General features: G+C 43.2%; 26 protein-coding genes, 4 tRNA genes and 2 pseudogenes. 12 read left to right on the top strand and 20 right to left on the bottom strand.

Annotation, left to right across the window (positions count from 1 at the left end):
• Window positions 1-23 precede the first annotated feature (23 nt).
• The 5 genes from ilvA (at window position 24) to tehA (ending at window position 5,706) form a co-directional block, all read left to right on the top strand.
• Window positions 24-1,565, top strand: coding sequence for a threonine ammonia-lyase, biosynthetic (ilvA, locus tag J5X96_RS01810; protein WP_209364000.1), 1,542 nt, complete (start codon window positions 24-26; stop codon window positions 1,563-1,565).
• Between the two features lie 105 nt (window positions 1,566-1,670).
• Window positions 1,671-3,377, top strand: a complete 1,707-nt coding sequence (gene narQ / locus J5X96_RS01805) for a nitrate/nitrite two-component system sensor histidine kinase NarQ (protein WP_209363998.1) — start codon at window positions 1,671-1,673, stop codon at window positions 3,375-3,377.
• 12 nt (window positions 3,378-3,389) lie between these two features.
• Window positions 3,390-4,415, top strand: coding sequence for a UDP-N-acetylmuramate dehydrogenase (gene murB, locus J5X96_RS01800; RefSeq protein WP_209363996.1), 1,026 nt, complete (start codon window positions 3,390-3,392; stop codon window positions 4,413-4,415).
• A 29-nt stretch (window positions 4,416-4,444) separates the two neighbouring features.
• Window positions 4,445-4,753, top strand: a complete 309-nt coding sequence (locus tag J5X96_RS01795; RefSeq protein WP_209363989.1) for a DUF2322 family protein — start codon at window positions 4,445-4,447, stop codon at window positions 4,751-4,753.
• Window positions 4,753-5,706 (top strand): dicarboxylate transporter/tellurite-resistance protein TehA, encoded by a 954-nt coding sequence (gene tehA / locus J5X96_RS01790; RefSeq protein WP_209363987.1) that lies wholly within the window; start codon window positions 4,753-4,755, stop codon window positions 5,704-5,706. Before J5X96_RS01795 ends, tehA begins: the two co-directional genes overlap by 1 nt.
• Window positions 5,707-5,757: 51 nt before the next feature.
• On the opposite strand, the gene lptD is transcribed toward tehA, so the two are convergent.
• From lptD to J5X96_RS01745, 9 genes are all read right to left on the bottom strand, one after another.
• The gene (gene lptD, locus J5X96_RS01785; RefSeq protein ID WP_209364740.1) at window positions 5,758-8,103 is read right to left on the bottom strand and encodes an LPS assembly protein LptD; all 2,346 of its coding nucleotides are present in this window, start codon (window positions 8,101-8,103) and stop codon (window positions 5,758-5,760) included.
• Between the two features lie 96 nt (window positions 8,104-8,199).
• Window positions 8,200-8,748, bottom strand: a complete 549-nt coding sequence (locus tag J5X96_RS01780) for a DNA-3-methyladenine glycosylase I (protein ID WP_209363985.1) — start codon at window positions 8,746-8,748, stop codon at window positions 8,200-8,202.
• A 161-nt stretch (window positions 8,749-8,909) separates the two neighbouring features.
• The gene (locus J5X96_RS01775; protein WP_209363984.1) at window positions 8,910-9,002 is read right to left on the bottom strand and encodes a methionine/alanine import family NSS transporter small subunit; all 93 of its coding nucleotides are present in this window, start codon (window positions 9,000-9,002) and stop codon (window positions 8,910-8,912) included.
• Window positions 8,992-10,503 carry a sodium-dependent transporter gene (locus J5X96_RS01770; protein ID WP_209363982.1) on the bottom strand — a complete coding sequence of 504 codons (1,512 nt, stop codon included), beginning with the start codon at window positions 10,501-10,503 and terminating at the stop codon, window positions 8,992-8,994. The genes J5X96_RS01775 and J5X96_RS01770 overlap by 11 nt, the downstream gene beginning before the upstream one ends.
• A gap of 251 nt (window positions 10,504-10,754) precedes the next feature.
• Entirely contained in the window at window positions 10,755-11,939 is a 1,185-nt protein-coding gene (gene tuf / locus J5X96_RS01765; RefSeq protein ID WP_109092123.1) for an elongation factor Tu, read from the bottom strand.
• Between the two features lie 93 nt (window positions 11,940-12,032).
• Window positions 12,033-12,108, bottom strand: a tRNA-Thr gene (locus J5X96_RS01760).
• A gap of 3 nt (window positions 12,109-12,111) precedes the next feature.
• Window positions 12,112-12,186: transfer RNA gene (locus J5X96_RS01755), tRNA-Gly, on the bottom strand.
• Window positions 12,187-12,223: 37 nt separating this feature from the next.
• Window positions 12,224-12,308 (bottom strand) — tRNA-Tyr (locus J5X96_RS01750).
• A gap of 31 nt (window positions 12,309-12,339) precedes the next feature.
• Window positions 12,340-12,415, bottom strand: a tRNA-Thr gene (locus tag J5X96_RS01745).
• A 216-nt stretch (window positions 12,416-12,631) separates the two neighbouring features.
• Here J5X96_RS01745 and coaA point away from each other — a divergent pair.
• Window positions 12,632-13,585 (top strand): type I pantothenate kinase, encoded by a 954-nt coding sequence (coaA, locus tag J5X96_RS01740; RefSeq protein WP_209363980.1) that lies wholly within the window; start codon window positions 12,632-12,634, stop codon window positions 13,583-13,585.
• Window positions 13,586-13,649: 64 nt separating this feature from the next.
• On the opposite strand, the gene crp is transcribed toward coaA, so the two are convergent.
• From crp to coaBC, 5 genes are all read right to left on the bottom strand, one after another.
• Entirely contained in the window at window positions 13,650-14,294 is a 645-nt protein-coding gene (crp, locus tag J5X96_RS01735) for a cAMP-activated global transcriptional regulator CRP (protein ID WP_021615125.1), read from the bottom strand.
• A 36-nt stretch (window positions 14,295-14,330) separates the two neighbouring features.
• Window positions 14,331-14,549, bottom strand: a complete 219-nt coding sequence (locus J5X96_RS01730) for a YheU family protein (protein ID WP_021615126.1) — start codon at window positions 14,547-14,549, stop codon at window positions 14,331-14,333.
• Window positions 14,550-14,572: 23 nt separating this feature from the next.
• Window positions 14,573-15,172, bottom strand: coding sequence for a nucleoid occlusion factor SlmA (gene slmA / locus J5X96_RS01725; RefSeq protein ID WP_006716723.1), 600 nt, complete (start codon window positions 15,170-15,172; stop codon window positions 14,573-14,575).
• A complete protein-coding gene (gene dut, locus J5X96_RS01720; RefSeq protein ID WP_209363978.1) occupies window positions 15,172-15,627 on the bottom strand; it encodes a dUTP diphosphatase in 456 nt (151 codons plus the stop codon). Before dut ends, slmA begins: the two co-directional genes overlap by 1 nt.
• Before the next feature lie 68 nt (window positions 15,628-15,695).
• The gene (gene coaBC / locus J5X96_RS01715; protein ID WP_209363977.1) at window positions 15,696-16,895 is read right to left on the bottom strand and encodes a bifunctional phosphopantothenoylcysteine decarboxylase/phosphopantothenate--cysteine ligase CoaBC; all 1,200 of its coding nucleotides are present in this window, start codon (window positions 16,893-16,895) and stop codon (window positions 15,696-15,698) included.
• Window positions 16,896-17,071: 176 nt separating this feature from the next.
• Between coaBC and radC the strand changes: the two genes are divergently transcribed.
• The 4 genes from radC (at window position 17,072) to mutM (ending at window position 19,243) form a co-directional block, all read left to right on the top strand.
• Window positions 17,072-17,731 carry a DNA repair protein RadC gene (gene radC, locus J5X96_RS01710; RefSeq protein ID WP_209363975.1) on the top strand — a complete coding sequence of 220 codons (660 nt, stop codon included), beginning with the start codon at window positions 17,072-17,074 and terminating at the stop codon, window positions 17,729-17,731.
• A gap of 208 nt (window positions 17,732-17,939) precedes the next feature.
• Window positions 17,940-18,176, top strand: coding sequence for a 50S ribosomal protein L28 (rpmB, locus tag J5X96_RS01705; protein ID WP_005542826.1), 237 nt, complete (start codon window positions 17,940-17,942; stop codon window positions 18,174-18,176).
• Window positions 18,177-18,187: 11 nt separating this feature from the next.
• Window positions 18,188-18,358, top strand: coding sequence for a 50S ribosomal protein L33 (rpmG, locus tag J5X96_RS01700; protein WP_005613503.1), 171 nt, complete (start codon window positions 18,188-18,190; stop codon window positions 18,356-18,358).
• 69 nt (window positions 18,359-18,427) lie between these two features.
• Entirely contained in the window at window positions 18,428-19,243 is an 816-nt protein-coding gene (mutM, locus tag J5X96_RS01695) for a DNA-formamidopyrimidine glycosylase (RefSeq protein WP_209363973.1), read from the top strand.
• A gap of 23 nt (window positions 19,244-19,266) precedes the next feature.
• On the opposite strand, the gene J5X96_RS01690 is transcribed toward mutM, so the two are convergent.
• Both J5X96_RS01690 and rpmE read right to left on the bottom strand, forming a co-directional pair.
• The gene (locus tag J5X96_RS01690; protein WP_209363971.1) at window positions 19,267-20,319 is read right to left on the bottom strand and encodes a glycosyltransferase family 4 protein; all 1,053 of its coding nucleotides are present in this window, start codon (window positions 20,317-20,319) and stop codon (window positions 19,267-19,269) included.
• 66 nt (window positions 20,320-20,385) lie between these two features.
• A pseudogene (rpmE, locus tag J5X96_RS01685) lies at window positions 20,386-20,577 on the bottom strand (50S ribosomal protein L31).
• Window positions 20,578-20,786: 209 nt separating this feature from the next.
• Here rpmE and J5X96_RS01680 point away from each other — a divergent pair.
• Window positions 20,787-21,191: pseudogene (locus J5X96_RS01680) on the top strand (zinc finger domain-containing protein); the annotation flags it as partial.
• 8 nt (window positions 21,192-21,199) lie between these two features.
• Here J5X96_RS01680 and mnmA read toward each other — a convergent pair.
• Both mnmA and nqrM read right to left on the bottom strand, forming a co-directional pair.
• A complete protein-coding gene (gene mnmA / locus J5X96_RS01675) occupies window positions 21,200-22,354 on the bottom strand; it encodes a tRNA 2-thiouridine(34) synthase MnmA (RefSeq protein ID WP_209363969.1) in 1,155 nt (384 codons plus the stop codon).
• A 135-nt stretch (window positions 22,355-22,489) separates the two neighbouring features.
• Window positions 22,490-22,747 carry a (Na+)-NQR maturation NqrM gene (gene nqrM / locus J5X96_RS01670; RefSeq protein WP_209363967.1) on the bottom strand — a complete coding sequence of 86 codons (258 nt, stop codon included), beginning with the start codon at window positions 22,745-22,747 and terminating at the stop codon, window positions 22,490-22,492.
• Window positions 22,748-22,906: 159 nt separating this feature from the next.
• Here nqrM and J5X96_RS01665 point away from each other — a divergent pair, with 159 nt between their 5' ends.
• Window positions 22,907-23,224 carry a DUF4298 domain-containing protein gene (locus tag J5X96_RS01665; RefSeq protein WP_209363958.1) on the top strand — a complete coding sequence of 106 codons (318 nt, stop codon included), beginning with the start codon at window positions 22,907-22,909 and terminating at the stop codon, window positions 23,222-23,224.
• A gap of 56 nt (window positions 23,225-23,280) precedes the next feature.
• On the opposite strand, the gene rluA is transcribed toward J5X96_RS01665, so the two are convergent.
• Entirely contained in the window at window positions 23,281-23,940 is a 660-nt protein-coding gene (rluA, locus tag J5X96_RS01660; RefSeq protein WP_209363956.1) for a bifunctional tRNA pseudouridine(32) synthase/23S rRNA pseudouridine(746) synthase RluA, read from the bottom strand.
• Between the two features lie 2 nt (window positions 23,941-23,942).
• Window positions 23,943-26,801, bottom strand: a complete 2,859-nt coding sequence (gene rapA, locus J5X96_RS01655) for an RNA polymerase-associated protein RapA (protein ID WP_209363954.1) — start codon at window positions 26,799-26,801, stop codon at window positions 23,943-23,945.
• Window positions 26,802-26,978 lie beyond the last annotated feature (177 nt).

The raw sequence follows: 26,978 nt of genomic DNA, 5'->3' as shown, positions 1-26,978 counted from the left end.
GACATCTACGATATAATATCATCATGAAAAACTTATTAACCACCCCTCATCCCACCCAAAACGATTACATTAACGCCATCGTCAAATTGGGCTCACGTGTTTACGAAGCGGCACAGGTAACACCATTACAAAAAATGAATAAGTTATCTGAGCGCCTGCATAATGCGATTTGGATCAAACGTGAAGATCGCCAGCCGGTTAACAGCTTCAAGCTGCGTGGTGCGTATGCCATGATTTCCAGTCTATCGGCAGAACAAAAAGCCGCAGGTGTGATTGCCGCCTCTGCCGGCAACCATGCACAAGGCGTGGCGTTATCAGCAAAACAGCTTGGCTTAAAAGCCCTTATCGTGATGCCACAAAACACCCCAAGTATTAAAGTGGATGCGGTGCGTGGTTTCGGCGGCGAAGTGTTATTACACGGTGCCAATTTCGATGAAGCCAAGGCTAAGGCTATTGCGCTTTCCAAAGAAAAAAACATGACGTTTATTCCGCCTTTCGACCATCCGTTAGTCATTGCCGGGCAAGGCACCTTAGCAATGGAAATGTTGCAGCAAGTGTCCGATTTGGATTATGTTTTCGTCCAAGTTGGGGGCGGTGGTTTAGCCGCCGGTGTGGCAATTTTACTCAAACAATTTATGCCGGAAATTAAGGTTATCGGTGTGGAATCCAAAGATTCTGCCTGCTTAAAAGCCGCCTTAGATAACGGCAAACCGACGGATTTAGCACACGTTGGCTTATTCGCCGACGGCGTAGCGGTAAAACGTATCGGTGATGAAACCTTCCGCCTATGCCAACAATACCTCGACGACATGGTACTGGTGGACAGCGACGAAGTCTGTGCCGCGATGAAAGATTTATTTGAAAACGTGCGCGCCGTCTCTGAACCCTCAGGCGCCTTAGGCTTAGCCGGTCTGAAAAAATACGTCAAACAGCACAATATTCAGGGCAAAAATATGGCGGCGATTTTATCCGGCGCCAACTTGAATTTCCATACGCTCCGATATGTATCCGAACGTTGCGAAATCGGTGAAAATCGCGAAGCTTTACTTGCCGTGACGATGCCGGAACAGCCGGGCAGCTTCTTAAAATTCGTCCATACGCTTGGTGCGCGTGCAGTGACCGAATTTAGCTACCGCTACGCAAATGACCAAAAAGCCTGTATTTTCGCCGGGGTTCGCACCGCGAATGAGGCCGAAAAAACAGAAATTATCGCAGAGTTAACACAAAACGGCTTCGATGTAGAAGATATGTCCGATGATGACATCGCCAAAACCCATGTGCGTTATTTAATGGGCGGACGGGTTGCCGATCACAGCGAACGCCTTTATACCTTCAAATTCCCTGAGCAAAAAGGCGCATTATTAAAATTCCTTGAAACGCTGGGTGGTCGCTGGAACATTTCTCTTTTTCACTACCGCGCTCACGGTGCCGACTACGGCAATATCCTCGCCGGATTCCAATTGGAACAACGCGATACCGGCGAATTTGAACACGCTTTGAAAACCTTAGGTTATGTCTATCAAGATGTTACCGACAGTAAATCCTACCGCTATTTCTTGCGTTAAAAATACAACGAAAAATGACCGCACTTCATGCTCTCCTCATCGTCCTATCCAAATGGGGAGAGCCTGTGCAGTCGAAACCTCGCAACGTACTTAGACAGATATTCTATGGTTAAAATTAAACACTCCGTTTCTACCCGCATAGCCAACTATCTCATTGTGATTATTATCTTTGTTGGTGTTATTGCCTCTTTAAGCTTCACGTTAATGGCGGGCAATAGATCGTATGCCGAAGCCATTAATGTCTCCGGCTCATTGCGTATGCAAAGTTATCGCCTATTGTACGACATGGAACATCAACCGGAATTAGTGGAAAAAGGCTTGCAGCAATACCGTGAAAGTCTGTATTCACAATCGCTACAGAATATCCACCACCAGTTTTTTGTGTCTGAAGACGTGAAATCCTCTTACGACAATCTCATTATGCGTTGGGAGAAAATGGAGTCATTCGCGCGACAAAAGAATTTCATTGAATATCAACGTGATATTGCCGACTATGTGGCGCAAGTGGATCAATTTGTCTCTGCATTGCAATATTCCGCCGAACAGCGTTGGATTTTGGCAGTATGGGTAATTGCTTTGTCATTATTGTTGATTTTTGTGATGGTTTCGTATGTGAATTGGTACACCCGTAAGGCAGTTGTGCGCCCATTGGAACAGCTGACACAAGCCAGTATCCAAGTGCAAATGGGGCAATTTAAACATATTCCATTAGATGTAGATAAAGAAGATGAAATCGGCAATTTAGCGCGCACATTCACCAAGATGTCCTCTGAATTGGGTAAGTTATATTCCAGTCTTGAAGCAACGGTAAATGAAAAAACACAAAAGTTGCAACAAACCAACCGCTCTTTAACTACGCTATACCACTGTTCACAACTGGTTACCACCAACAATATTGACGGCAAGATTTTGCAAACGGTGATGCAAAATATTATGAGCAGCGAACACTTGCGTTATTTAGAACTAAAAGTGTTGGATGCGGAACATTGGAATATTTGCTTGGGAACCAAACAACCGTTAATCGAATGTCAGCAAACAGATGTGAGTATGGAAGGGGAAACTTTGGCAATTCTGCATTGGCAAGCGGGGTTGCCTTGTCCGGATTTGCGCACCATGAATAACTTGGCGCAAATGCTTAGCCGTTCGCTCTACTTCCACAAAACCCAACGTCAGCAAGAGCAACTATTGTTGATGGAAGAGCGTTCTATTATCGCCCGTGAGCTACATGACTCTTTGGCGCAGGTGTTGGCTTTTTTACAAATTCAATTAACCCTGTTAAAACACAATTTGCACAAAGACGAACCGGATTCCAAAAAGAAAAGCTTGTCGATTATTCAGCAATTTGAACAAGCCCTGAGCGATGGTTACAGTCAATTACGCGAACTGTTGGCAACCTTCCGTTTAACCATTCAGGAAGCAAATTTAAAACTGGCATTGGAGCAAGTCATTGATTCTTTACGCAATCAAACCGACATGCAAATGAGCGTGGATTGTACGTTACCATCGCAAAGTTTTAATGCGCCGCAGTTAGTGAATGCCTTGCAAATTGTGCGTGAAGCGGTATTAAATGCCATTAAACATTCACAAGGCACGTTAATTGAAGTGATTGCGCACACAAACGAAGATGGCGAATACGAACTCATTGTACGCGACAACGGTGTGGGCATTCCTAGTTTGGAAGAACCTGACGGGCATTACGGCTTAAACATCATGCAAGAACGCAGCACACAACTCAATGCCAAATTAACAATTTCTCGTCGAGCAAGTGGCGGCACGGAAGTGAAAGTCACACTGGCTCACGCCTTATCTTAAAAGGACGAATACATGCAAAATTTACAACCTTTTCATACCTTTTCTCTTCCTGCAAAAGCTAAAAAAATCATCGAGATTCACTCGATTCCGGCATTGCAACAGGCTTGGCAAGACTGCTTGGCAGAACAGTTGCCGGTGCTTTTTTTAGGACAAGGCAGCAATGTGCTTTTTGTAGAGGATTTTGATGGCGCTGTCTTGCTAAATCGCCTACTTGGCATTGAACATCGGGAAGATGCGGATTTTCATTATTTACATGTTAATGGTGGCGAAGTCTGGCATGACTTGGTGAGATGGAGCATCGAGCAGGGGTATTATGGCTTGGAAAATCTGGCGCTCATTCCCGGCTGTGCAGGATCGGCGCCGATTCAAAATATCGGCGCTTATGGCGTGGAATTTAAAGATGTATGTGATTATGTGGAGGTGATGAATCTTCACTCCGGCGAATTGTTCCGCCTCACCAATGCCGAATGCGAATTCGGTTATCGGGAAAGCATCTTTAAGCATCAATATGCGCAAGGTTATGTGATAACTGCCGTTGGCTTAAAATTGGCGAAGGCGTGGAAACCGGTGTTGAAATACGGCAATTTAGCTAATCTGGATAAAAGTGCGGTCACTTCTGCGGATGTTTTTGCCGAAATTTGTGCCGTGCGTCAAAGTAAATTGCCGGATCCGAACGTGTTTGGCAACGCAGGCAGTTTCTTCAAGAACCCCGTGGTTTCAGCTCAACAATTTGAGCGATTACAACAAAACTATGCGACGATCCCACATTTTCCTCAAGCGGACGGCAGCATAAAATTAGCCACAGGTTGGCTTATCGATCAATGCGGCTTGAAAGGCTTCCAAATCGGCGGCGCCGCAGTGCATCAGCAACAAGCGTTAGTATTGATTAATCAAGGCAATGCTACGGCATCTGATGTCGTGGAACTTGCCCATCATATTTATCAGCTTGTGGCGCTACGTTTTGATATTCACTTGCAACCGGAAGTCCGCTTTATCGGCAAGCAGGGCGAAATCGATAGTCAACAAGCCATTCGTTAGTTTTTTAACCGATGACCGAAGGAAATTTTATGGATTTTAAAACAATATTAGAGACACTACCCTCTATTGATCATCTTTCCGGATTAACTATCTTGGATAACGGCACGGTGATTCATCACATTCCTGCCGTAGCCGGCAAATTAGGTTCACTGCGCGTGTACAATGCCTTAGCGCAAAAATTTAACGGAAAATTAGACCGCACTTCAGCACAAAAAGGCTTACAACTTTTCGCCGAACATACGCAAGATGCGCGCGAAAATGTCGGGAAACATCCCAATATTGATTTGTTGTTGCGCGTAATTGAACAAGACTTGTGTTATCAAATTGAGGCAAATTAATGGAACAGCAAAAACCTTTTCCTATTCCGGTCAATTATTTCAGTATCGTTTTAGGTTTAGCCGCATTAGGCTTAGCTTGGCGTTATGGTGCTCACACTGTGGCACTGCCGGCATGGGTCGGTGAAACCTTGCTTGGTTTAGCCACGATAATTTGGTTGATTTTTATCACCGCGTATGGCGTGAAATGGTGGCGTTTTCCACATCAGGCTAAAGAAGAATTACATCACGTCATTCAGTGTTGTTTTATCAGCTTGATTCCGATTACCACCATGTTAATTGGTTTAGCGGCGTTGCCGTATGAAATCGCTTTGTCTGTTGGGTTAATTACATTGGGCATCATCGGGCAGTTAGCTTTTGCTGCTTACCGTGCAGCAGGATTGTGGCGCGGCATTCATAAAGCGGAAGCCGCCACACCGATTATGTACTTACCAACGGTGGCAACCAATTTTGTCAGTGGCACAGCATTAGGCTATTTAGGTTACAACGAAGTTGGTATGCTCTTTTTCGGTGCCGGTGTATTTTCATGGCTCAGTCTAGAACCGGCAATTTTGCAACGATTACGCAATTTAGAGCCGCTCGCACCTGCCGTTCGTCCGGTTATTGGCATTCAGCTTGCGCCGGCATTCGTGGGTTGTTCTACTTATTTGGCGTTAAATGGTGGCGAAATCGATTTATTGGTGAAGCTACTTATCGGTTACGGTGTGTTGCAATTATTGTTCTTAATTCGTTTACTGCCTTGGATTTTCCAAAATGGTTTCACCGTTTCATTTTGGGCATTCTCGTTTGGACTGGCATCCATGGCAAACGTGGGATTGCATTTATACCAAGGTACGGCAGATATGCTGCTTAGCGTGCTCGGTTTATCCCTGTTCTGGTTTGCCTCCATCATGATTGGATTGTTGATACTAGGCACGCTTTACCTCATGATGCGCAGACGTTTCTTTGCCGCTTAAACGCTCTCTCAAACAAAAAAATGCCCTGATCATGTCAGGGCATTCTCATCATTAGTAAAGGCTAAACGCCTGCAAATAAGGCAATTTGCCTTTTTTCATCATATTCTCTATACCGGTTTTATGATCATGGCTAAACCCACGTAGTTCAAAGGTGACGCCAACTCCGTGATCATAGAAAATGTCATCATTTTTTTGATTCTGACGACTGGTAACATAACGTCTTGCGCCGACACCAACACTCCAACAACAGGTGTTATACTGCACGCCGAGGTATTGCTCCACCGGGTTTTTAAGGGCTAAATCTTGATAATAACGGCCTGCAATCGCCCAATGATCACTTAATTCCCAACCGACTTGAACGCCAAGTTGCTTAATATCTTGATTATAGCGATTCGCTTCTGCCGTTAAATTTTGGTTAATATATTCTTTACTGGCATAGCGATAATTTAACTGCACCACGTTATTTTTTGTCGGGTTATATTCTATTCCGGTGTTCGCCAGAGAAACCTGCCCCAGCTGAGGATCGTATTGATAACCTCCCCGCCAACGCATCAGATCATTGATTTTCCAGTTCGCTTCAATCGCCCATGAAGAAGACGATCCTTCGGTTCGGTTATCACGGTTCTCATCAATTCGTGACGGTTCAAGGTAATAAGTTTGCCCAACGGCGATATTAAACCGCTCCTCTTTATTTTCATCAAAGAATCGACTGGTTCCCCCTAGCGTCACTTGATTGGCTGACGCAATTCTATCCAAGCCGCTATAACGACGTGAATTAAACAGCGAAAAATAATCTTGTTGTAATAGCGAAGAATCGTAACCGAATCCTAAATACTGTGAATTCAGTTTAGAACCGATATTGCTTTGATCTTTATAAGGGCGGAACAAATACTGCGCACGCGGCTCAAGGGTTTGTGTATAGCCCGAAATAAAGGTTTGGTTAGAGGCTAAAACACTCTGCAAGTCAATTTTTAATTGTGGCAAGATACGATTGACGCTCGATTCAATGTCCTCTGCCTTATCTGACCGCCCTTTCTTTTGCTGATACTGGGTGGCATAAAGCTTCGCTTCCAAATTCATACTGCCATAGCGATTTGACAAGGTGGTATTGACACTCGGTTCACCATGGAAACGCCACGCCGTCGGCATTTGCGCACTATCATTGTCAAAACGGACTGCTTGAGAAAAAAGTTTAAAATCCACTTTATTACCGAATAATCCATTTTGATAATAATTAAAGTCGATTTGAGGCAAAGCGCGATAAGGGCCAATAACCACTTCATCAAAAATTTGGAATTGCTTAACGAACATCGCAATATTGTAATTGGGTTGATAATACGCAATTCGCCCGGTTTGATCCGCATACCCATCAGTGCTGCTGCCATAAGCAGAGTCAAAGTCGTTAAAATAACGCTTATCACTCACCTTGGTGTAATTCAAATCCAAACGCCAATCTCGTGCAAAAGCCGCATTATGCTTCCAATAGAATAAATGACGCTTACGATTTTCGCTGTCATAATCTTTTAATCGATCATCGCCCAAATATTCACCGGCAACTTGTCCCTCGCCCAACGTCGTTAAATAGCGGAATTCACTGTTCAACTGCCAACCACGATGAGACATATATTTCGGCGTTAACGTGGCATCTAAATTCGGGGCAATATTCCAATACACCGGCTGAGCATAAAAATAGCCATCCCGACTGCCATGTCCCAAGGTTGGAATCAATAACCCGGAACGACGGCGGTCGCCTATCGGCAACTGCAAATACGGCGTGTAGAACACCGGCACGCCCTGTACTTTAAAACGGGCATGCCACATTTCTGCATACTCTTCTTTAACGTGTTGACGCATTTCATCGGCATAAATCGACCAAGAATGATCATCTTGCAAACAAGAGGTGAATATCGCATTTTTCATCACACGATAGTCATCGCGCAATTCCACGCTTTCTGCCGACCCACGGCCTTGGCGATCCACTAATTGATAATGTGCATTGCGAACATCCGTATCTTTGGTATTTAAATGAATTTTGGCATCATCGCCCAGCAAATTGATTTGGTTGTCTCGATAATCAAATCCGCCACGGGCAAACGCGTAACGCTGCACATTATCACCGCTTCCCTGTTGTTGCACCTCAACTTCCGCCGATTGTAAATGACGATTGCCTTGTTTAACATCCACACGGCCTTTATAAATCCCACTGCGAGGCTGCGTTATCTCCGCCTGATCCGCCTCAATATACACCGGCAAATCGTTCGGATTTCCGCTCACCACTTCACCGGTAAAATGCGGCACACCGTATAAGCACTGCTTCGCTAAATCAGCCGTGCTTTCGGCGCTATAAAGTGCGGTCAAAATTGACAACGAAATTAACGTGTAGGTATTTTTATTCATCATAAGATTAGACAACCATTTTCCCAATCAAAGGTGGCGAGATTATACTGTAAAATAGGTTAAATCGCATGAGTTAATCAGCGTTATTTATGCGTCCTATTTGCAACAACACTGATTCCAATGATCATTCACCAAGCCCATCGATTGCATAAAAGCATAACACGTGGTCGGGCCGACAAACACAAAACCGCGCCTTTTTAACGCCTTGGATAACGCCACGGAAACAGCCGTCTGGGCAGGCACCATGGCTAAATCGGGCACATCATTCACCTGCGGTTGGCCATCCACAAAAGACCAAATAAAACGACTAAAATTTTCACCGCACTTTTCCATCGCCAAATACGCCTTGGCATTTTTCACAATCGCCTCCAATTTTGCCCGATGACGAATCAAACCGGCATTTTGCATACACTGATTTATGTCTTCATCTGTCATCTGCGCAATTTTTTGCGGATCAAAATGGTAAAACGCCTGCCGATAATTTTCCCGCTTTTGTAACACCGTAATCCACGACAACCCCGCCTGCTGTCCTTCTAAACAGAGTTTCTCAAATAATTTCTGACTATCAAATTGCGGCTTCCCCCACTCGTGATCATGATAATCCCGATACAATGGCGAACCCTCCGCCCACGCACAACGTGCCATTTTCTTTTCCTTTTAATATCACCGATTAACTTTTTAGGAATAATAAAATTTGGGTCATTAGCTAAATAAAATACCTAAATATTCACTTTATTTTCATTCTATAAAATCAAATAAAAACAGCATCTCAATCAATAGACTAAGATGCTGTTTGGGGAGTACCGTTACTCTTTTGGTAAACGTATAACGGAAAGTAGCAACCCGCCCCAGATGATGATGAGCGCGATCGCCATCATGATAATTGCATTAGTTGTCATGATTTTCTCCTTGTTTTTGTGTCAAGTGCTTCCACGGCAAACGGGAAAGTAAAAAACTGATAATGACTAAGCCGGCAGCCATGCCCCAGCCGAAGGTGTTGACAAACCATTGTGGGTAACCTTCGTAGCCGTTTGCCAATACTTTAGAGGCTTCTTTGTAAAGCATGAAGGCTAAAACGCCGGTAGTAACGACAATACAAGCTTTCCAGATTGCACCAACGTTGAAAGAGCTGGTTTCGTTCAGGTGTTCACCAAGTTCTTTTAATCGGCCGGTCACGATAATGGAAAGCAAAGAGAAGAACGCCACAGCAACGATACCAAACATGTTGACGAAGTTGTCCATAGTATCAAGCATCGGTAAGCCGGCTGCCGTACCAAACAATAAGGTGGATGCAAGCATCATTGGTAAACCAACTAAAAATGTGGCGTGCACGCGGCGTAAGCGTAATTTATCTTGTACCGCCGCAATAATAACTTCTAATACGGAAATAAAAGAAGTTAAACCGGCAAACACTAAGGAACCAAAAAATAATACGCCAAGTAACTGTCCTAGCGGTGCTTGATTAATAATCGTTGGGAACGCAAAGAATGCCAAACCAATTCCGCCCTTAGCCACGTCGCTGACTTCTTGTCCGTTTGCCATAGCAATGAAACCTAACGCCGAGAATACGCCGATACCTGCCAATACTTCAAAGCTACTATTAGCAAAGCCAACCACTAAACCTGCGCCGGTTAAATCCGATTCTTTTTTCAAGTAAGAGGCATACGTCAGCATGATACCGAAGCAAATGGAAAGCGAGAAAAAGATTTGTCCATAGGCGGCAATCCAAACACTTGGATCGGTTAATTTGTCCCAGTTTGGTGAGAATAACGCATCAAGACCTTTTGCTGCACCCGGTAGAAATAAAGAATAAACCACCAAAGCAATAAACATAATCACCAAAATCGGCATAAAGATGACGGAAGAACGTGCAACACCTTTTTGTACGCCAAAAGAGAGAATTAATAACGTGATGATCCAGACAGCAAGCAATGGGCCGACAACTGTACCAACAAAATCAAAACTTAAAGCAACCTCACTAGCCATTTTGATGTGTTCATGTAAGAAGAAATCGACCGGGTTACTCCCCCATGCAGAGCTGAAAGAATAATAAGTATAACTTGCCGCCCAACCGAGAATAACCGCATAGTAAAGACCGATAATGACATTGATCATCACTTGCCACCAACCAAAGGTTTCAAACATAGTTTTGAGTTTACGATAAGCCAACGGCGGGGATGCGCGGAATTTATGACCTAACGCATAATCCAAGAAAAGTAATGGAATACCTGCAGTTAATAGGGCAACAATATAGGGAATAATAAAGGCTCCCCCGCCATTTTCGTAAGTAACATAAGGGAAACGCCAAATATTCCCCAACCCGACCGCGGAGCCGATCGCCGCAAAAATAAAGGCTCTCCGCCCAGAGAACGTTTCTCGTTTATGTGTGGTTTGTGTCATATGAACACCTGTTAAAAGTTAAAAAATGAAAGAATGCTACTATAACCGAATAAAAAGGCTGTTCATAGCTACAAAACAATTATTCATGTTAAGAACAGAAGGCTATTTTATCTATCCAGAAATGTCATCACACAAAATTGATTTGAAAATGTGATTCCTTGATAAAAGCCATAAAAAAAGTGAGTATTGTCATAACAACACTCACTCTTTATAAACTTCAAGTATTTTGCCAATATGGCGTTTTATTATACTTACTTGATAATTTTAGCTACCACGCCAGCGCCTACTGTACGGCCACCTTCACGGATAGCAAAACGTAAACCTTGGTCCATCGCGATAGGGTGGATTAAGGATACAGTCATTTTGATGTTGTCGCCAGGCATTACCATTTCCACGCCTTCCGGTAATTCAATAGTACCGGTTACGTCAGTTGTACGGAAATAGAATTGTGGGCGGTAACCTTTGAAGAATGGAGTATGACGACCACCTTCTTCTTTGGATAATACGTACACTTCAGATTCGAAATCTGTGTGTGGAGTAATTGAACCCGGTTTCGCTAATACTTGACCACGTTCGATTTCTTCACGTTTGGTACCACGTAATAATGCACCGATGTTTTCACCTGCACGACCTTCGTCAAGTAATTTACGGAACATTTCAACACCGGTTACGGTTGTTTTCGCAGTTGGTTTGATACCTACGATTTCAACTTCATCACCGGTACGGATGATACCACGCTCTACACGACCGGTTACTACTGTACCACGACCGGAAATAGAGAACACGTCTTCAATTGGAAGAAGGAACGGTTGGTCGATTGCACGCTCAGGTTCAGGAATGTAAGTATCTAATGCTTGAGCTAATTCAAGGATTTTTTCTTCCCATTCTGCTACGCCGTTTAACGCTTGTAATGCAGAACCACGAATGATTGGAGTATCATCACCTGGGAAGTCATATTGAGAAAGAAGTTCACGAACTTCCATTTCAACTAATTCTAATAACTCTTCGTCATCTACCATGTCGCATTTGTTTAAGAATACGATGATGTAAGGTACACCTACTTGGCGACCTAATAAGATGTGCTCACGAGTTTGTGGCATAGGACCATCAGTTGCTGCTACTACTAAGATAGCACCATCCATTTGCGCCGCACCGGTAATCATGTTTTTAACATAGTCGGCGTGTCCCGGACAGTCAACGTGTGCATAGTGACGGGTTGGTGTGTCGTATTCAACGTGGGATGTGTTGATGGTGATACCACGCGCTTTTTCTTCCGGCGCGTTATCGATTTGGTCGAATGCACGAGCTGCACCACCGTAGTGTTTTGCTAATACGGTGGTGATTGCTGCTGTTAAAGTGGTTTTACCATGGTCAACGTGGCCGATTGTACCCACGTTAACGTGCGGTTTTGTACGTTCAAATTTTTCTTTAGACATTGATTGTCCCTCTAAACAAACACGGTTATCGATGGTTCAATTTACCAGATTAACCAAAGTATTAAAATTTGTAATGGAGAGATTATTAAGAAGTGGTGCTGATAGGCAGATTCGAACTGCCGACCTCACCCTTACCAAGGGTGCGCTCTACCAACTGAGCTATATCAGCGCTTGGAGCGGGCAGCGGGAATCGAACCCGCGTCATTAGCTTGGAAGGCTAAGGTAATAGCCATTATACGATGCCCGCCGTTCTTAATTCATCTGTCCCATCAGTCGCTTAGAAATGGTGGAGGGAGAAGGATTCGAACCTTCGAAGGCTGAGCCGGCAGATTTACAGTCTGCTCCCTTTGGCCGCTCGGGAATCCCTCCACGCTAATTTGGGGCTTATCACACGAGATAATGGTGCCGACTATCGGAATCGAACTGATGACCTACTGATTACAAGTCAGTTGCTCTACCTACTGAGCTAAGTCGGCCTCGTGAACAAGTGAGGCGTATTATAGGGATTTTTTTATACCTGACAAGTCTTTTTTTTTATAAATCGTTTTTTTTTAATTATTCGTTTAATTATCAAACAAAAGAGAATACTGATTTGCTTAATTTATAAGCACAACTAAATTTTTACTGCGCATCCTTTCATTTATAAGGTATATTTCACCCATTATTTTACTCAACGGAAGCGCAATTTAATCGTGAAATATCCAATTTCTGACACTTTTTCAGACAAATTAACCCCTTTCTTATCCTTTGAACGACAGCACTGGGCTGCCTTACGCAAATCCGTGCCATTAAAATTGACCGAGCAAGATCTTAAACCGCTACTGGGTTTTAATGAAGAATTGTCGCTGGATGAAGTACGTACGATTTACCTGCCACTCACCCGCCTGATTAACTACTATATAGAAGAAAACATTCGTCGCCAGAATGTTCTTCACCGTTTCCTTGGCGGAGAAAGCCCCAAAGTGCCGTACATTATTAGCATTGCCGGCAGTGTTGCCGTTGGCAAAAGCACCTCGGCACGCATTTTACAATCTCTTCTTAGCCATTGGCCAAGTGAACGGAAAGTGGATTTAATTACTACCGATGGTTTTTTGCATCCGCTTTCTTATTTACAAAAGCATCAACTATTACAAAAGAAAGGTTTTCCGATTTCTTACGATACACCAAAATTAATTCATTTCTTAGCTGATATCAAATCCGGTAAACACCCGGTGAAAGCACCAATTTATTCTCATTTAACTTATGACATTATTCCTGAACAGTTTAATGTTATTGATCAACCGGATATTCTGATATTAGAAGGACTCAACGTTCTCCAACCTAATGACAATCGCGCAAATCAAACTTTCGTGTCGGATTTTGTGGATTTTTCGATTTATGTGGATGCAGAAGAAAGCTTACTGAAAGAGTGGTATATTCGTCGATTCCTAAAATTTCGCCAAAGTGCGTTTACCGATCCGAATTCCTACTTTAAGCATTATGCCAATCTTTCCGAACAAGAAGCCATTGCAACAGCCAGTCGTATTTGGGATGACATCAACGGATTAAATTTAAGAGAAAATATTTTGCCGACGCGTGAACGTGCCAATCTCATCTTGAAGAAAGGGGTTAATCATGAAGTCGAGTTAGTCAAACTGCGAAAATAAGGCAAAAAGAGACCGCACTTAATTCAGCAAGACATAAAAAGTGCGGTCGTTTTTCTTTCTATTTCTATCGAGTCCCATGAATCACGATTGTTTTACCATGGGCTGTAATCAAATGTTGCTCTTCTAACATTCTCATAATCCGCCCCACTGTTTCACGGGAGCATCCCACCATCTGTCCGATTTCCTGACGGGTAATTTTAATTTGCATCCCGTCCGGATGCGTCATGGCGTCCGGCATTTTGGCTAAATTTAACAAGGTCTGCGCAATGCGCCCGGTGACATCTAAGAAAGCTAGATTACTAACTTGCCGTGATGTTCGTTGTAAGCGATGGGCTAATTGTGCGGTCAGATACATTAAAATATCGGGGCTAACTTGAATTAATTGACGAAATTTCCGATAGGAAATTTCAGCAACCTCACAAGCGGTCTTTGCTTTAACCCATGCAGAACGCAGTTGACCATCTTCAAATAGTCCTGCCTCACCAAAGAACTCGCCCTTGCCTAAATAGGTCAAAATCATTTCCCTGCCGTCTTCATCCTTTACCATGACGGAAACCGAACCGCTAATGATGTAATACAACGTATCCGCTTCTTCTCCGGCGTTAATCAGTATGCTTTTCGCTGCATATTTTTTGATGTGACAATGTGATAAAAACCACTCCAGCATCGGATCCGTCGGTTGTGTGGCTTGTGCGTCCTGTTCCTGCACGTAAAACCTCCATCTAATTATGAAAAACTAAAAAGTTTATCTAACAAAGTCCGTTTTATTTTTTATATCGATAGATTCATGTAGTTCAGACCAAACAATCACCGCACTTCCTTGGCGGATTTTGTTCAGTAGCGCTTTCTTTTTTTGTTCGAAAGTCTGTTCATGTGAACCATAATCGGTTCCTTCACGTAAAATGACGCTTTCCACAATGTTAATTAAGGTGTCTTCCGCCAGTTCTTGCCAAGGAATAATCACGACATATTACCTAAATAAATAAATTATGCAAATAAGCTTTCAATGAGCTGCCATTGCTGGCTAAACCCTTGATTTGGTGTGTGTCGGAAGTTGGAACGCACATAGCGCATAAACTGCCCTTCACAGAGGGTAACGAGGTGTGCGGCGATAATGCGTTCGTCTACGTTAAATCCGCGTCCTTCGCGCAATTTTCGCATTTGCAGAATATTCACAAACTGCAATTCCAGCCTGTCAAAAAAGGTGGCAACGCGGGCTTGTAGTTTGGCATCTTCAAACATCAACGCATGGCCGGTTAACACACGGGTTAAACCGGGATTTTTTCGGGCAAAATCCAAGATCATCTGTAGGATGTCTTTTACCCGTTGCATGGTGTTGGTTTCATTTTTGATAGATTGTGAAATGCGATTCAGCAATGTGCTTTCGATATTCTCAATTAAGGCTTCAAAAATCTTGGTTTTGCTCGGGTAATAACGGTACAACGCCGCTTCTGATACGCCCACTTCTGCGGCTAAACGCGCTGTTGTCATACGCTCCATGCCGCGTTCGGAATGCAACATGTGTGTGAGCACCGTCAACACTTGTTGGCGGCGTTCTTTAATACTGCGTTTATTGGTTTGTTCCATTAGTGTTTACCTGAATGACCGAAACCGCCTTCGCCACGTTCTGTGGCATCAAATTCGTTGACGATATTAAATTCCGCTTGCACAACGGGCACGAAGACTAATTGCGCGATGCGATCGCCTACTTCAATTTTGAACGGTTCATTGCCACGATTCCACACGGAAACCATGAGCGGACCTTGATAATCAGAATCGATTAAGCCGACTAAATTGCCCAACACGATGCCGTGTTTATGGCCTAAACCGGAGCGAGGTAAAATGACGGCGGCTAAATTCGGATCGGCAATATAAATAGAAATCCCGGTGGGAATTAATTTGGTTTCACCCGGTTGAATTTCAATGCCATTGTCTAGGAGCGCACGTAAATCCAATCCTGCGGAGCCTTCGGTGGCATACGTTGGCAGGGGAAATTCGCTGCCAAGACGGCTATCTAAAATTTTAACGTCAATTTTTTTCATTGTGATCTTTTCCTTTCACAAAATCTGTCATGTTTTTAATAAAGTGCGGTAGTTTTTTGAGATGTTTTTTATTGACGGTAACGCGCCATAATTTCACTGACTAAGGCGTCTGCCAAGGTATTTTTATCCGCCTGCGGCAAGGCTTTTTCGCCATGCTTCCAAAAGAGGTGCAGCGCATTGTGATCTTGTCCGAACACTTGCCCGCCGGAAACGTCATTGGCACAAATCATATCCAAATTTTTGCGCGTCAATTTATCTTTCGCGTAATCGGCAACATTCTGCGTTTCAGCCGCAAATCCCACCGTGAACGGGCGCTTTTCCGTAAGATGCGCTACATCCGCGATGATGTCCGGGTTTTTAACGAGCTTTAACATCATTTCTTCAGCTGATTTCTTGATTTTCTGTTCAGCAACGTCTGCGATGCGGTAATCCGCCACCGCGGCACAACCAATAAAAATGTGATTTTTGACCGCACTTTTTAAGGCGGTTTTCCACATTTCTTGCGCGGAAGTGACATCAATACGATGAATATTGGGTGAGGCGGTGAGATTCACCGGGCCGGCAATTAGTGTCACCTGTGCACCACGTTTGGCAAAAGCCTCTGCAATGGCAAAGCCCATTTTACCGGAGCTGTGATTGGAAATGTAACGCACCGGATCGATGGCTTCACGCGTTGGGCCTGCCGTAATGGCAACGTGGATGCCGAGTAAATCTTGCTGCACGGAAAAATGACGGCAAAGTGCGGTGATAATTTCAGAAGGTTCGGACATCCGCCCGGCACCCACATCGCCACATGCCTGTTCGCCACTGTTCGGGCCAATAAGTTGTATGCCACGGCTTAAAAGTGCAGTCAGATTTTGCTGTGTTATTGCTTGACGATACATTTGCTGATTCATCGCCGGCGCAAGAAAAATCGGTGCACTGGTAGCAAGACAAATCGTAGAAAGTAAATCGTTCGCGATGCCGACAGTTAAGCGCGCAATAAAATCTGCGCTGGCTGGCGCGATTAATACGACATCCGCCCATTTCGCCAATTCAATATGTCCCATTGCCAGTTCTGCTTGCGGATCCAATAACGATTGCGCCACGGCATTGCCGGAAATCGCTTGCAAGGTGAGTGGGGTCACAAATTCTGCGGCAGCAGGCGTGAGCACCACGCGAACCTGCGCATTGGCTTTGCGTAATAAACGAATTAATTCGATGGTTTTGTACGCGGCAATGCCGCCGGTAATGCCCACAACAATGCGTTTATTTTCTAGATTAATCATGCTTGAATCCCATGAATTGACTGACTCGGAGATGAATCCGTTTATTCTACTTGAATTATGATTTAATCAAAAATCTTATTTTGCGATCCCAATCCCATCTTTTGAATGTACTTTTTGGATTTTACGACGCCCTGTGAATGAATAGCGAATCTATTATTTTTTGCGAGGTTAAAGAAATGGATGAAGCCCTAATGCCTAGGGAAAAACTCTTAAAATATGGCGCTGCGGCATTGACGGATGCTGAACTTTTGGCCATTTTCTTGCGTACGGGGATTAAAGATTGTCCGGTGATGCAGCTATCGAAAAATGTGTTGCAACATTTTGGTTCGTTGCGCGGGCTTATTAGTGCTAATCAAAAACAGTTTTGTGCCGTGAAAGGTATCGGTATTACGCAGTTTATTCAGTTGCAAGCTTGCACGGAAATGACCCGTCGTTATTTATTGGCGGAACTCAAAGAAGGGTATTGTTTTAGCTCGTCAGAGACGGTAAAAATGTACTTACAAACAGAGTTGGAAAATACGGAACGAGAAATTTTTTTAGTGCTTTTCTTGGATAACCAGCACCGATTGATTAAGCAGGAGCGCTTGTTTCTCGGCACAATTAATAAAGCGATGGTGTATCCGCGCGAAGTCATCAAAGAAGCCTTGGCGTGCAATGCGGCGGCGATTATTCTGGCGCATAATCACCCTTCCGGCGTGGCGGAACCCAGTTTTTCCGACCGACAAATTACGGAGGCGATCAAACAGGTGGCGGAGTTGGTGGAAATTCGAGTGCTGGATCATTTTGTGATTGGCAAAGGCGATTATTTTTCCTTTGCGGAACAAAATCTTCTCTAAAACGCACCGCACTTTGGGATAAATTTTCGTTTTAATGTCAGCAAATTCAGGATTTAGGCTTGAGAATGCAATATAAAGTGAGTATAATGCACGACCTTTAATATAGTATGCGGGTCGGGTTATACGACCTGACGAGGTCATTCAAAAGTTATTTTTGAAGTATTCCGAACCGTAAGCTCGAGCTTAAATTTCATTATTGGAGATTAATATGTCTAGAGTCTGTCAAGTAACAGGCAAGCGTCCGGCAGTGGGTAACAACCGCTCTCACGCAATGAACGCGACTCGTCGTCGTTTTCTTCCTAACCTTCACACTCACCGTTTCTGGGTTGAAAGTGAAAACCGTTTCGTAACATTACGCTTAACTGCAAAAGGTATGCGTATTATTGATAAAAAAGGCATTGATGCAGTTTTAGCTGAAATCCGTGCTCGTGGCGAGAAAATCTAAGGAGCTAACAAATGGCAGCAAAAGGTGCTCGTGAGAAAATCCGTTTAGTTTCTACCGCAGAAACTGGTCATTTCTACACAACTGACAAAAACAAACGTAATATGCCTGAAAAAATGGAAATCAAAAAATTTGATCCAGTTGTGCGTAAACACGTTATTTATAAAGAAGCAAAAATCAAATAATTTTGCATGAATTGAAAAACCCGACATTGTTCGGGTTTTTTTGTATCCATTGCCTATCGAAGAAAGAGAATGCCTGAACTACCTGAAGTCGAAACCGCACTGCGTGGTGTGAGCCCTTATTTGAAAGATTACGTGATTGAAAAAATCGAGGTACGTCAGCCGAAACTCCGCTGGGCAGTATCACCGGAATTAGCGACATTGCATCAAGTAAAAATTCTGGATCTGAGCCGCCGCGCCAAATACCTCATTATTCACACTGAAAAAGGCTATATCATCGGGCACTTAGGGATGTCGGGAACCGTAAGAATCATACCGCATGACTGCCCGATTGATAAACACGATCATTTAGATATTGTGCTAAACAATGGTCGATTATTGCGTTATAACGATCCGCGCCGTTTTGGCGCTTGGTTGTGGACGGAAAAATTAGATGAGTTTCATTTGTTTTTAAAACTGGGGCCGGAACCGCTATCAGAGGAATTCAACGCAGACTATCTTTTCAAAAAATCACGTAAAAAAACGACCGCACTTAAAACCTTTTTAATGGATAACACCGTGGTTGTTGGCGTCGGCAACATTTATGCCAATGAAAGTTTGTTTTTATGCGGATTGCACCCATTAAAACTTGCCGCGAATCTCACCCGAAAACAGTGTGAACGTTTGGTCGAAACCATTAAATCGGTGCTTGCCAAAGCCATTGAACAAGGCGGAACGACACTCAAAGATTTCTTACAACCTGATGGCCGGCCAGGTTATTTTGCGCAAGAATTACTGGTTTATGGCAACAAAGGTAAACCTTGTCCAAAATGCGGTACAAAAATTGAAAGTTTAATCATCGGACAACGGAATAGCTTTTATTGCCCGATGTGTCAGAGGAAAGGATAGGAACAACTAAATATATTAAATTATTATGAGCGATATAAAATATCTAGCAGTTCTTCTACATGAGCAGATAAACAGGGATTATAAGTTATACAATCAAGTGGGGTGCTTATCCTATTCTTAAGAGAACTGAATTGTCTAACAGAATTTTGAATAACTTTGTCTAAAGTGTCTATATTATTTCGGCAGAATGTATAACCAAAATCATTTTCTAAAACTTCTAAACACCCCATATTATCTGAAAATATAACTGGTGTTCCGGATAAAATAGATTCAATTCCTACAAGTCCAAATGGTTCATATATTGATGCCATAATTGTATAATCTACTGCTTGATACAGTTCAGACATATTTTTGCAATAACCTAATGATGTAATATTTTTACTTTCCGTAACTGGTGAGCCTGCAACAACAAGGCGAATAGGAAGATCTGATTGATTAAAATAATTTTTAAGGATATTGAAACCTTTTCTTTCATGTCCAGTAGAGGGAAATAAGAAGATAATTTCATGATCTTGAAAATTAAATTTTTTTCTTAAACTTATACGCTCGTCATCATTAACAGGTTTAAAACACTCAGAATTTACTGGTGGATAAATTACTTCTATTTTATTTTCTGGTACTTGATATAGAGTAATTAATTCATTTTTCATTAATTTAGAATGAGCAATAATAGTCTTAGCATAGTCAAAGCATCTTTTTTCATTTTTAATTTTTATTAGATCTAAAAAAGTTGGTTTTTTATTTAATGCTCGTAAATATCCTATATGGTTCCCTCCACATATAACTATATCTGATTTTGTATATGTCGTTGTGATAGAAATTTCTCTCTCTTTTGAGCGAGACTTTATCCTATTTGAAAAATAAGATAGGAAATAATTTCTAAGAGGCTTAGGGATAAGAGACAGGTTAATTTCTATAGGATTTATAAAGCTATATTCTAATATATCTTTATCAAACTTGGCAGAATAAACATTTGGGAGAATATTTTTTTCGTGAAAACCGTTTACCAGATCAATTAGATAACGTTCTATACCACCGCCATATCTGAATTTTGAGCAGACAAGAGAAATTTTCATTATATTTACTCTAATTTATTTTTAATTATAGAAATCCCCCCGTAATATCGAGGGCTGAAATTAAAATTACTTTATACCTGGAATTTTGAAATAGCTCTTAAAGCGTTCAACACGACCACCTGTGTCAATAACACGTTGTTTACCTGTATAAAACGAATGGCAGTTACCCATCAAGGTTGATGTCTTTGCCTAAGGTTAAACGGGTTTTGATCACCTTACTGCAAGAACATTATATTCAGGATAAATACCTTGTTTTATAGAAAACCTCAAATTTGAAGCTATGCCGCTATCAAGCTAATTGCATAAGCAATCCCTGACACCGCACAAGATCAATATTACGCCATTATAAAATAACACGTTTGTGTGTAAGCTTACGGAGTTTACAGAAAGAGAAAATGATATTCAAGCTAATCCAGCCCCCAAATACACAACAATCCTCTCAGATACTATACTCCTAGTCCATTTTATTCAACCCAGATTATCTCTTCAAAAAATCACGCAAAAAAACGACCGCACTAAAAACCTTTTTAATGAATAACGCTGTGGTGGTGGGCGTTGGCAACATTTATGCCAATGAAAGTTTATTTTTATGTGGTCTGCATCCTATGAAACTTGCCGCCAATCTCACTCGAAAACAGTGCGAACGTTTGGTAGATACCATCAAATCCGTGTTAGCCAAAGCCATTGAACAAGGCGGAACGACACTCAAAGATTTCTTACAACCTGATGGCAGACAGGGTTATTTTGCGCAAGAATTACTGGTTTATGGCAACAAAGGCAAACCTTGTCCAAGGTGCGGTACAAAAATTGAAAGTTTAATCATCGGGCAACGAAACAGCTTTTATTGCCCGACGTGCCAGAAGAAAAGTTAACGATGTGATCACTTCAACTGTTGCTCGATGATACCACCGCCAAGGCACACCTCATCCAAATAGAACACCGCAGATTGTCCCGGCGTAACCGCAATTTGTGGTTCATCAAAAATGACTTTAATGCTTTCGTCATCAATAGGCTCAATGATACAAGGCACATCCGTTTGGCGATAACGGGTTTTCACCGTACAACGCAACGATTCACGAATCGGTTGACGATCGACCCAATGCAATTGTTGCGCGATTAAGCCGGTAGAAAGTAACGCAGAATGATCATGACCTTGTGCGACAATTAACTCGTTATTGACAAGATCCTTTTCCACCACATACCACGCTTCTTCACTGGCACCCTTCACGCCACCAATGCCCAAGCCTTTGCGTTGCCCCAATGTGTGATACATCAAACCATCGTGGCGACCAATAATGTCGCCCTCGACTGTGCGAATATTGCCCGGTTGCGCCGGCAAGTAACGGGCTAAGAAATCTTTAAATTTACGCTCACCAATAAAACAAATACCGGTAGAATCTTTTTTCTTCGCCGTGATCAAACCTAAATCTTCGGCAATCGCACGTACAATCGGTTTTTCAATGTCGCCCACCGGAAACAGACTCTGACCTACTTGTTTTTTACTTAACGTGTAGAGGAAATAACTTTGGTCTTTGTTGGCATCCAAACCGCGCAACAATTGCGCGTTATCATCAGTACCGCGACGACGGACATAATGTCCGGTAGCGATATAATTCGCGCCTAAATCTTCCGCAGCGTATTCTAAAAAGGCTTTAAATTTAATTTCTTTGTTACACAGAATATCCGGATTCGGAGTACGACCAGCCTTGTATTCGCTAAGGAAATGCTCAAACACATTATCCCAATATTCCGCCGCGAAATTGATTTTATGTAGCTTAATACCAAGCTTGTCGCACACAGCCTGAGCGTCAGCTAAATCTGCGGCGGCTGTACAATAATCGGTGTCGTCATCCTCCTCCCAATTCTTCATAAACAAGCCCTCCACTTGGTAGCCTTGTTGTTGAAGAATAAAAGCAGACACGGAGGAATCCACTCCGCCGGACATGCCACAAATCACTTTTTTCATTGCATTTTGGGCAAGTTGTTCAGCACTTAATTTTGCAAAGTGTTGATTATAGGTATTTGAAATTAACATAAGTCTCCCGTAACTTCGGTTAAGGCGAAGCACATTGGTGATAATGATGAAACATCGCAGAATGGCTTCCGCGCCATAAATTAAAATCGCCGCACATTAAAATCACTATATAAAGTGCGGTGGATTTTCAGTGAATTATTTCACTTCGTAAAATTGAGCTTTCTCTTTTTGCGCAAATTTTTGTTCATATTCTGCCTTGGCGTTTTCATCGCCTGCATCCAATTTTTCTTGGAGCGTATCGCAAGGCTTGTCACAGTCGCAAGCCTTTGCAATGCCTAGGGAAGATAAACCGCCGCAACTGCCTTTGAGGGCTTGACGCTTAACAATGTACCCCAATGCCATGGCGAAAATAATTAGGATGAAAATCCCAAAAGTGACTAAAAATAATTTCATATTCGCTCCATAAAACGATAAAAATAGACACCGCACTTTGGTCTTTCCTGAACCGCATTATAGAATACGTCCTGTGCAGCGTATCTTAAGTGTCATTCTACAATGACTGACACAGATTAGACTAGGTTTTATACCTATTCAAGCAATAAGGAAGCAATTATGTTACCCCAAAAACGGTTAGAACAAATTCAAGAAATGGAAACCCTTCTAGGTCAATCGGAAGCCTTCTTACTTGAGGCGGAACAATTTTTAGAAAAATGGCAACAGATGTTACCAACGATAACTCGGCTGGAACATTATTATTTTGACGGCGACTGGCGACAAGATTATCAAGCCTATGAGCAAGGTGAAATCCCGGAGGAGATGCCTTGTGGCGTATTAACCGAAGATGCGATATTCGATGTGGGTGTGACACAACGCTCATTAGCCATCAGCTACTTAAAACTGGTGGCACAAATTTTAGATACGCCAAAATAAACAACCCTAATCGCTGCGATGTAGCCTCGCACGCTTAAGCGATATACCGTAGCACCTTAAAAACCGACCGGCGCAGTGAATTCCATCGTTTCCCCGGTAATCGGATGTTGAATCTGCAGGCTTTCTGCGTGCAAGCAGAGGCGAGGCGATAACGCTTTGGCTTGCGGATGTGCGTAGAATTTATCACCTAAAATCGGATGCCCAAGCGCCAGCATGTGCAAGCGTAATTGATGGGAACGCCCTGTAATCGGCGTAAGTTTTACGCGTGTGGTGTTATTGGGATAACGTTGTAAAACATCGCAAAACGTAACCGCTCTTTTGCCTCGTTCAAAGCAAATTTTTTGGCGAGGGCGATTTTCCCAGTCGCAAATCAGTGGCAACTCCACAACCCCATGATCTTGTTCCAGATGTCCCCAAACCAACGCCTGATAATACTTTTTCGGTTCACGCTCACGAAATTGGCGTTTTAACTCGCGATCCGCTGCTTTGCTCAACGCAAACAACAAAATCCCGCTAGTAGCCATGTCCAGCCGATGCGCAGGCTCGCAAAAGCCGTATTTTTCTTTCACTCGCGACATGGCGCTGTCGTAATATTGTGGTTGATTGCCCGGCACGGAAAGCAAACCGCTCGGTTTATTTACCACGGCGATATAGTCATCGCGATACACCAAATCCAACCAAGGTTCCTGTGGCGGGTTATAGTCAATGAGAGCCATATTTATTCCTTATTGGTCACAATCACGCGTAGGCAATCCAAGCGCCATGTGGCTTGCTGTAAGCATTGTCGCATTTGTTGTCGTTGCATCTGCAAGGTGTCAATTTCATCCTGACGGATATTTTTATTCACTTTTCGTAAGGCGATGAGACGAGTTAATTCTTCGTCAAGGTGTTGCAGTGCCTGTTGTTCGGCATTCGCGATAATCTGCTTGCTTTGCTGTGCCATCACCTTTTCGCCTTGCGTAATGAGTCTTTCGATATTCGGTCGCAACATTTTCGCCACTTTATTCGCCATGTTGCGGTCCATCGGTTTGAGCTTACGTTGTAAATGATCAAACGCCACCTGTTGCGCTAAGTCATTACCTTTGCTATCTAATAATAAACGTATCGGTGTAGGTGGCAGGAAGCGCGTTAATTGTAACCCTTGCGGCGCTTGGGTTTCCACCACATACACTAATTCTAATAACAATGTGCCCGCCGGCAGATGTTTATTCAGTAACAACGCCACGGCACTTTTGCCGATGTCGCCGGAGGTGATTAAATCTATGCCGTGGTAAATCATCGGGTGGTCCCACGTGAGAAATTCCAACTCTTCGCGCGCTAACGCCAGTTGACGGTCGAACGTGACGGTGACGCCTTCTTCTTTTAAGCCCGGGAATTCCGGTACCAACATGGTGCCTGTTGGCGTAATCACAATGGATTTTTCCCCTAAATCTTCTTGCTCCACCCCAATGACATCAAACAGATTTAAGGCAAAATCGACCAATTCCGAGCTACCATCTTGTGCGGCAATCTCTTGTGCCAGCTGCTTCGCCGGCTCGCCACCATTAGAATTCAGTTCTAGCAACAGATCTCGGCCTTGTTCTAACTGCTGTTTTAAACGTAACCGTTCCTGTTGGGTATGTTCGATTAATGCCTTTTGAGCTTCAAGTGCGGTCGTATTTTCCAATGTTTTTTGTAATGCTTCACCGAACTGCTCGAATAACAACGCGCCCATCGGACAGGTTTCGTTGAAGGCATTTAATCCCAAGTGATACCAATCCGCCAACACCGCTTGTGCGCTGTCAATAAAATAAGGTAAATAAATCTGAATATCGTTGATTTGCCCAATACGATCCAAGCGGCCGATACATTGTTCCAACAAGTCAGGGTTTTCCGGCAAATTGAATAACACTAAACGGCTGGCAAATTGAAAGTTTCGCCCTTCGGAACCAATATTGGAACTGAGCAACACCTGAGCACCGTTTTCTTGTTGAGTAAAATACGCCGCCGCACGATCGCGTTCCACAATAGCCATTTTTTCATGGAATACGGCGCTGCGAATACCTTCTTTTTCACGCAGAATCTGCTCCAACTGAATCGCCGTTCCGGCATAACGACAAATGACGAACACTTTTTCTTGCCGATGTTGTTTTAAAAAATCGATCAACCATTGCACACGCGGGTCAAATTCCCACCATGCCGTATTGGCATTAAGTTCGCGCATGAAATGTTCGGGGTAAAGGGCGCATTGCACAAGATGTTCACCAAATGCTCTGAGGGTTTTAACGGCGTTTTCGTATTGTTTCGGCTGCGGTAGCGCGATCGGATGATAAACCCGTTTCGGAAAACCTTGTACGCTTTGGCGGGTGTTGCGAAATAGCAAACGCCCCGTACCGTGGCGGTCAATAAGTTGTTTAATGAGCGTTTCATTATTCGTCGAATTGAAATTGATGTCTTCACCCAACAAGGCAGAAATAGTATTTTTTTCCACCGCACTTAAAGGCTTATCCGCCAATAAGGATTGTGCGGCTTCAGCAATCGGTTGGTAATGCTGTTGTTCTTCCAAAAAAGCGTGGTAATTGTGGAAGCGGTGCGGGTCGAGTAAATTCAGACGGGCAAAATGACTTTGCTGACCAAGCTGCTCCGGTGTGGCGGTGAGTAATAACACGGCGGGAATTTGTTGCGTGAGTTGTTGCACGAGTTGATATTCCAAACTCGGATTGATTTCGTCATACACCAAATGATGCACTTCATCGGCAATTAACATATCAAATTCCGCCGCCAAGAGTTGTTGTACTCGCTGCGGATGCTGTACCAACCAATCCAAGGCACAAATAATCAGTGATTCGGTGGTAAACGAATTCACTTCTTTCTGCTCTTCTGTCGCGGCAAAATCAGCGCAACGTTCTTCATCAAACAGCGAAAAATGCAAATTGAAACGACGCAGCATTTCCACCAACCATTGATGTTGCAACGTTTCCGGCACAATAACCAGCACGCGGCGTACTTTTTCGGCAAATAATTGCTGCTGCAAAATCATGCCGGCTTCAATCGTTTTACCTAAACCCACTTCATCCGCCAACAACACGCGTGGCGCAATACGCTGCCCCGCTTCTTTTGCAATGTGTAATTGATGAGGAATCAACCCGGCGCGGATACCACGTAAGCCCCACAAGGGCGATTGAAATTGCGCTTTTTGGTATTGCAACGCTTGGTAACGCAACACGAAATGGTCGTTACGATCAATCTGTGCGGAAAACAGGCGTTCTTGCGGTCGGCAAAAAGAAATGCGATGAGCCAGGTCCATTTCACTGACGACACGGTCTTCCTTGCCCTCTTGTTGTACCAAATAGAACAGCAAGCCATTATTTTCCGCCACATTGAGCACTTCACCATGCCAACCTTCTACATGTTGAATCAAATCACCGATACGAAATTGCACACGATTTAACGGCGCGTTTTGCACCGAATAAATACGTTGTTCTTGTGCCGCAGGGAAATCAATTGTCACTTGCCGAAAATCCACAGCGCGAATGACACCCAAGCCTAAATTATTTTCTGTTTCGCTGATCCAACGCTGCCCAACCGCAAAAGTCATAATGCTCTCTCTACTGATAAAAAAGGCGCTATTTTAGCGGTGTTATTATGAAAAATAAACGATAAGAAAAACAACGATTGAACATAAAAGGCAAATTTATGTGATCCACTCCTCAAAAAATGTAGCAAATAATTTACATTTTGGAAAATGCTACCTAAAATGACCGCACTTTATCCA

The organism is Aggregatibacter sp. 2125159857 (genome assembly GCF_017798005.1).
Classification (GTDB): Bacteria; Pseudomonadota; Gammaproteobacteria; order Enterobacterales; family Pasteurellaceae; genus Aggregatibacter.
The sequence above is the reverse complement of the archived record's forward strand: the minus strand, read 5'-3'. Positions and strand labels throughout refer to the sequence as shown.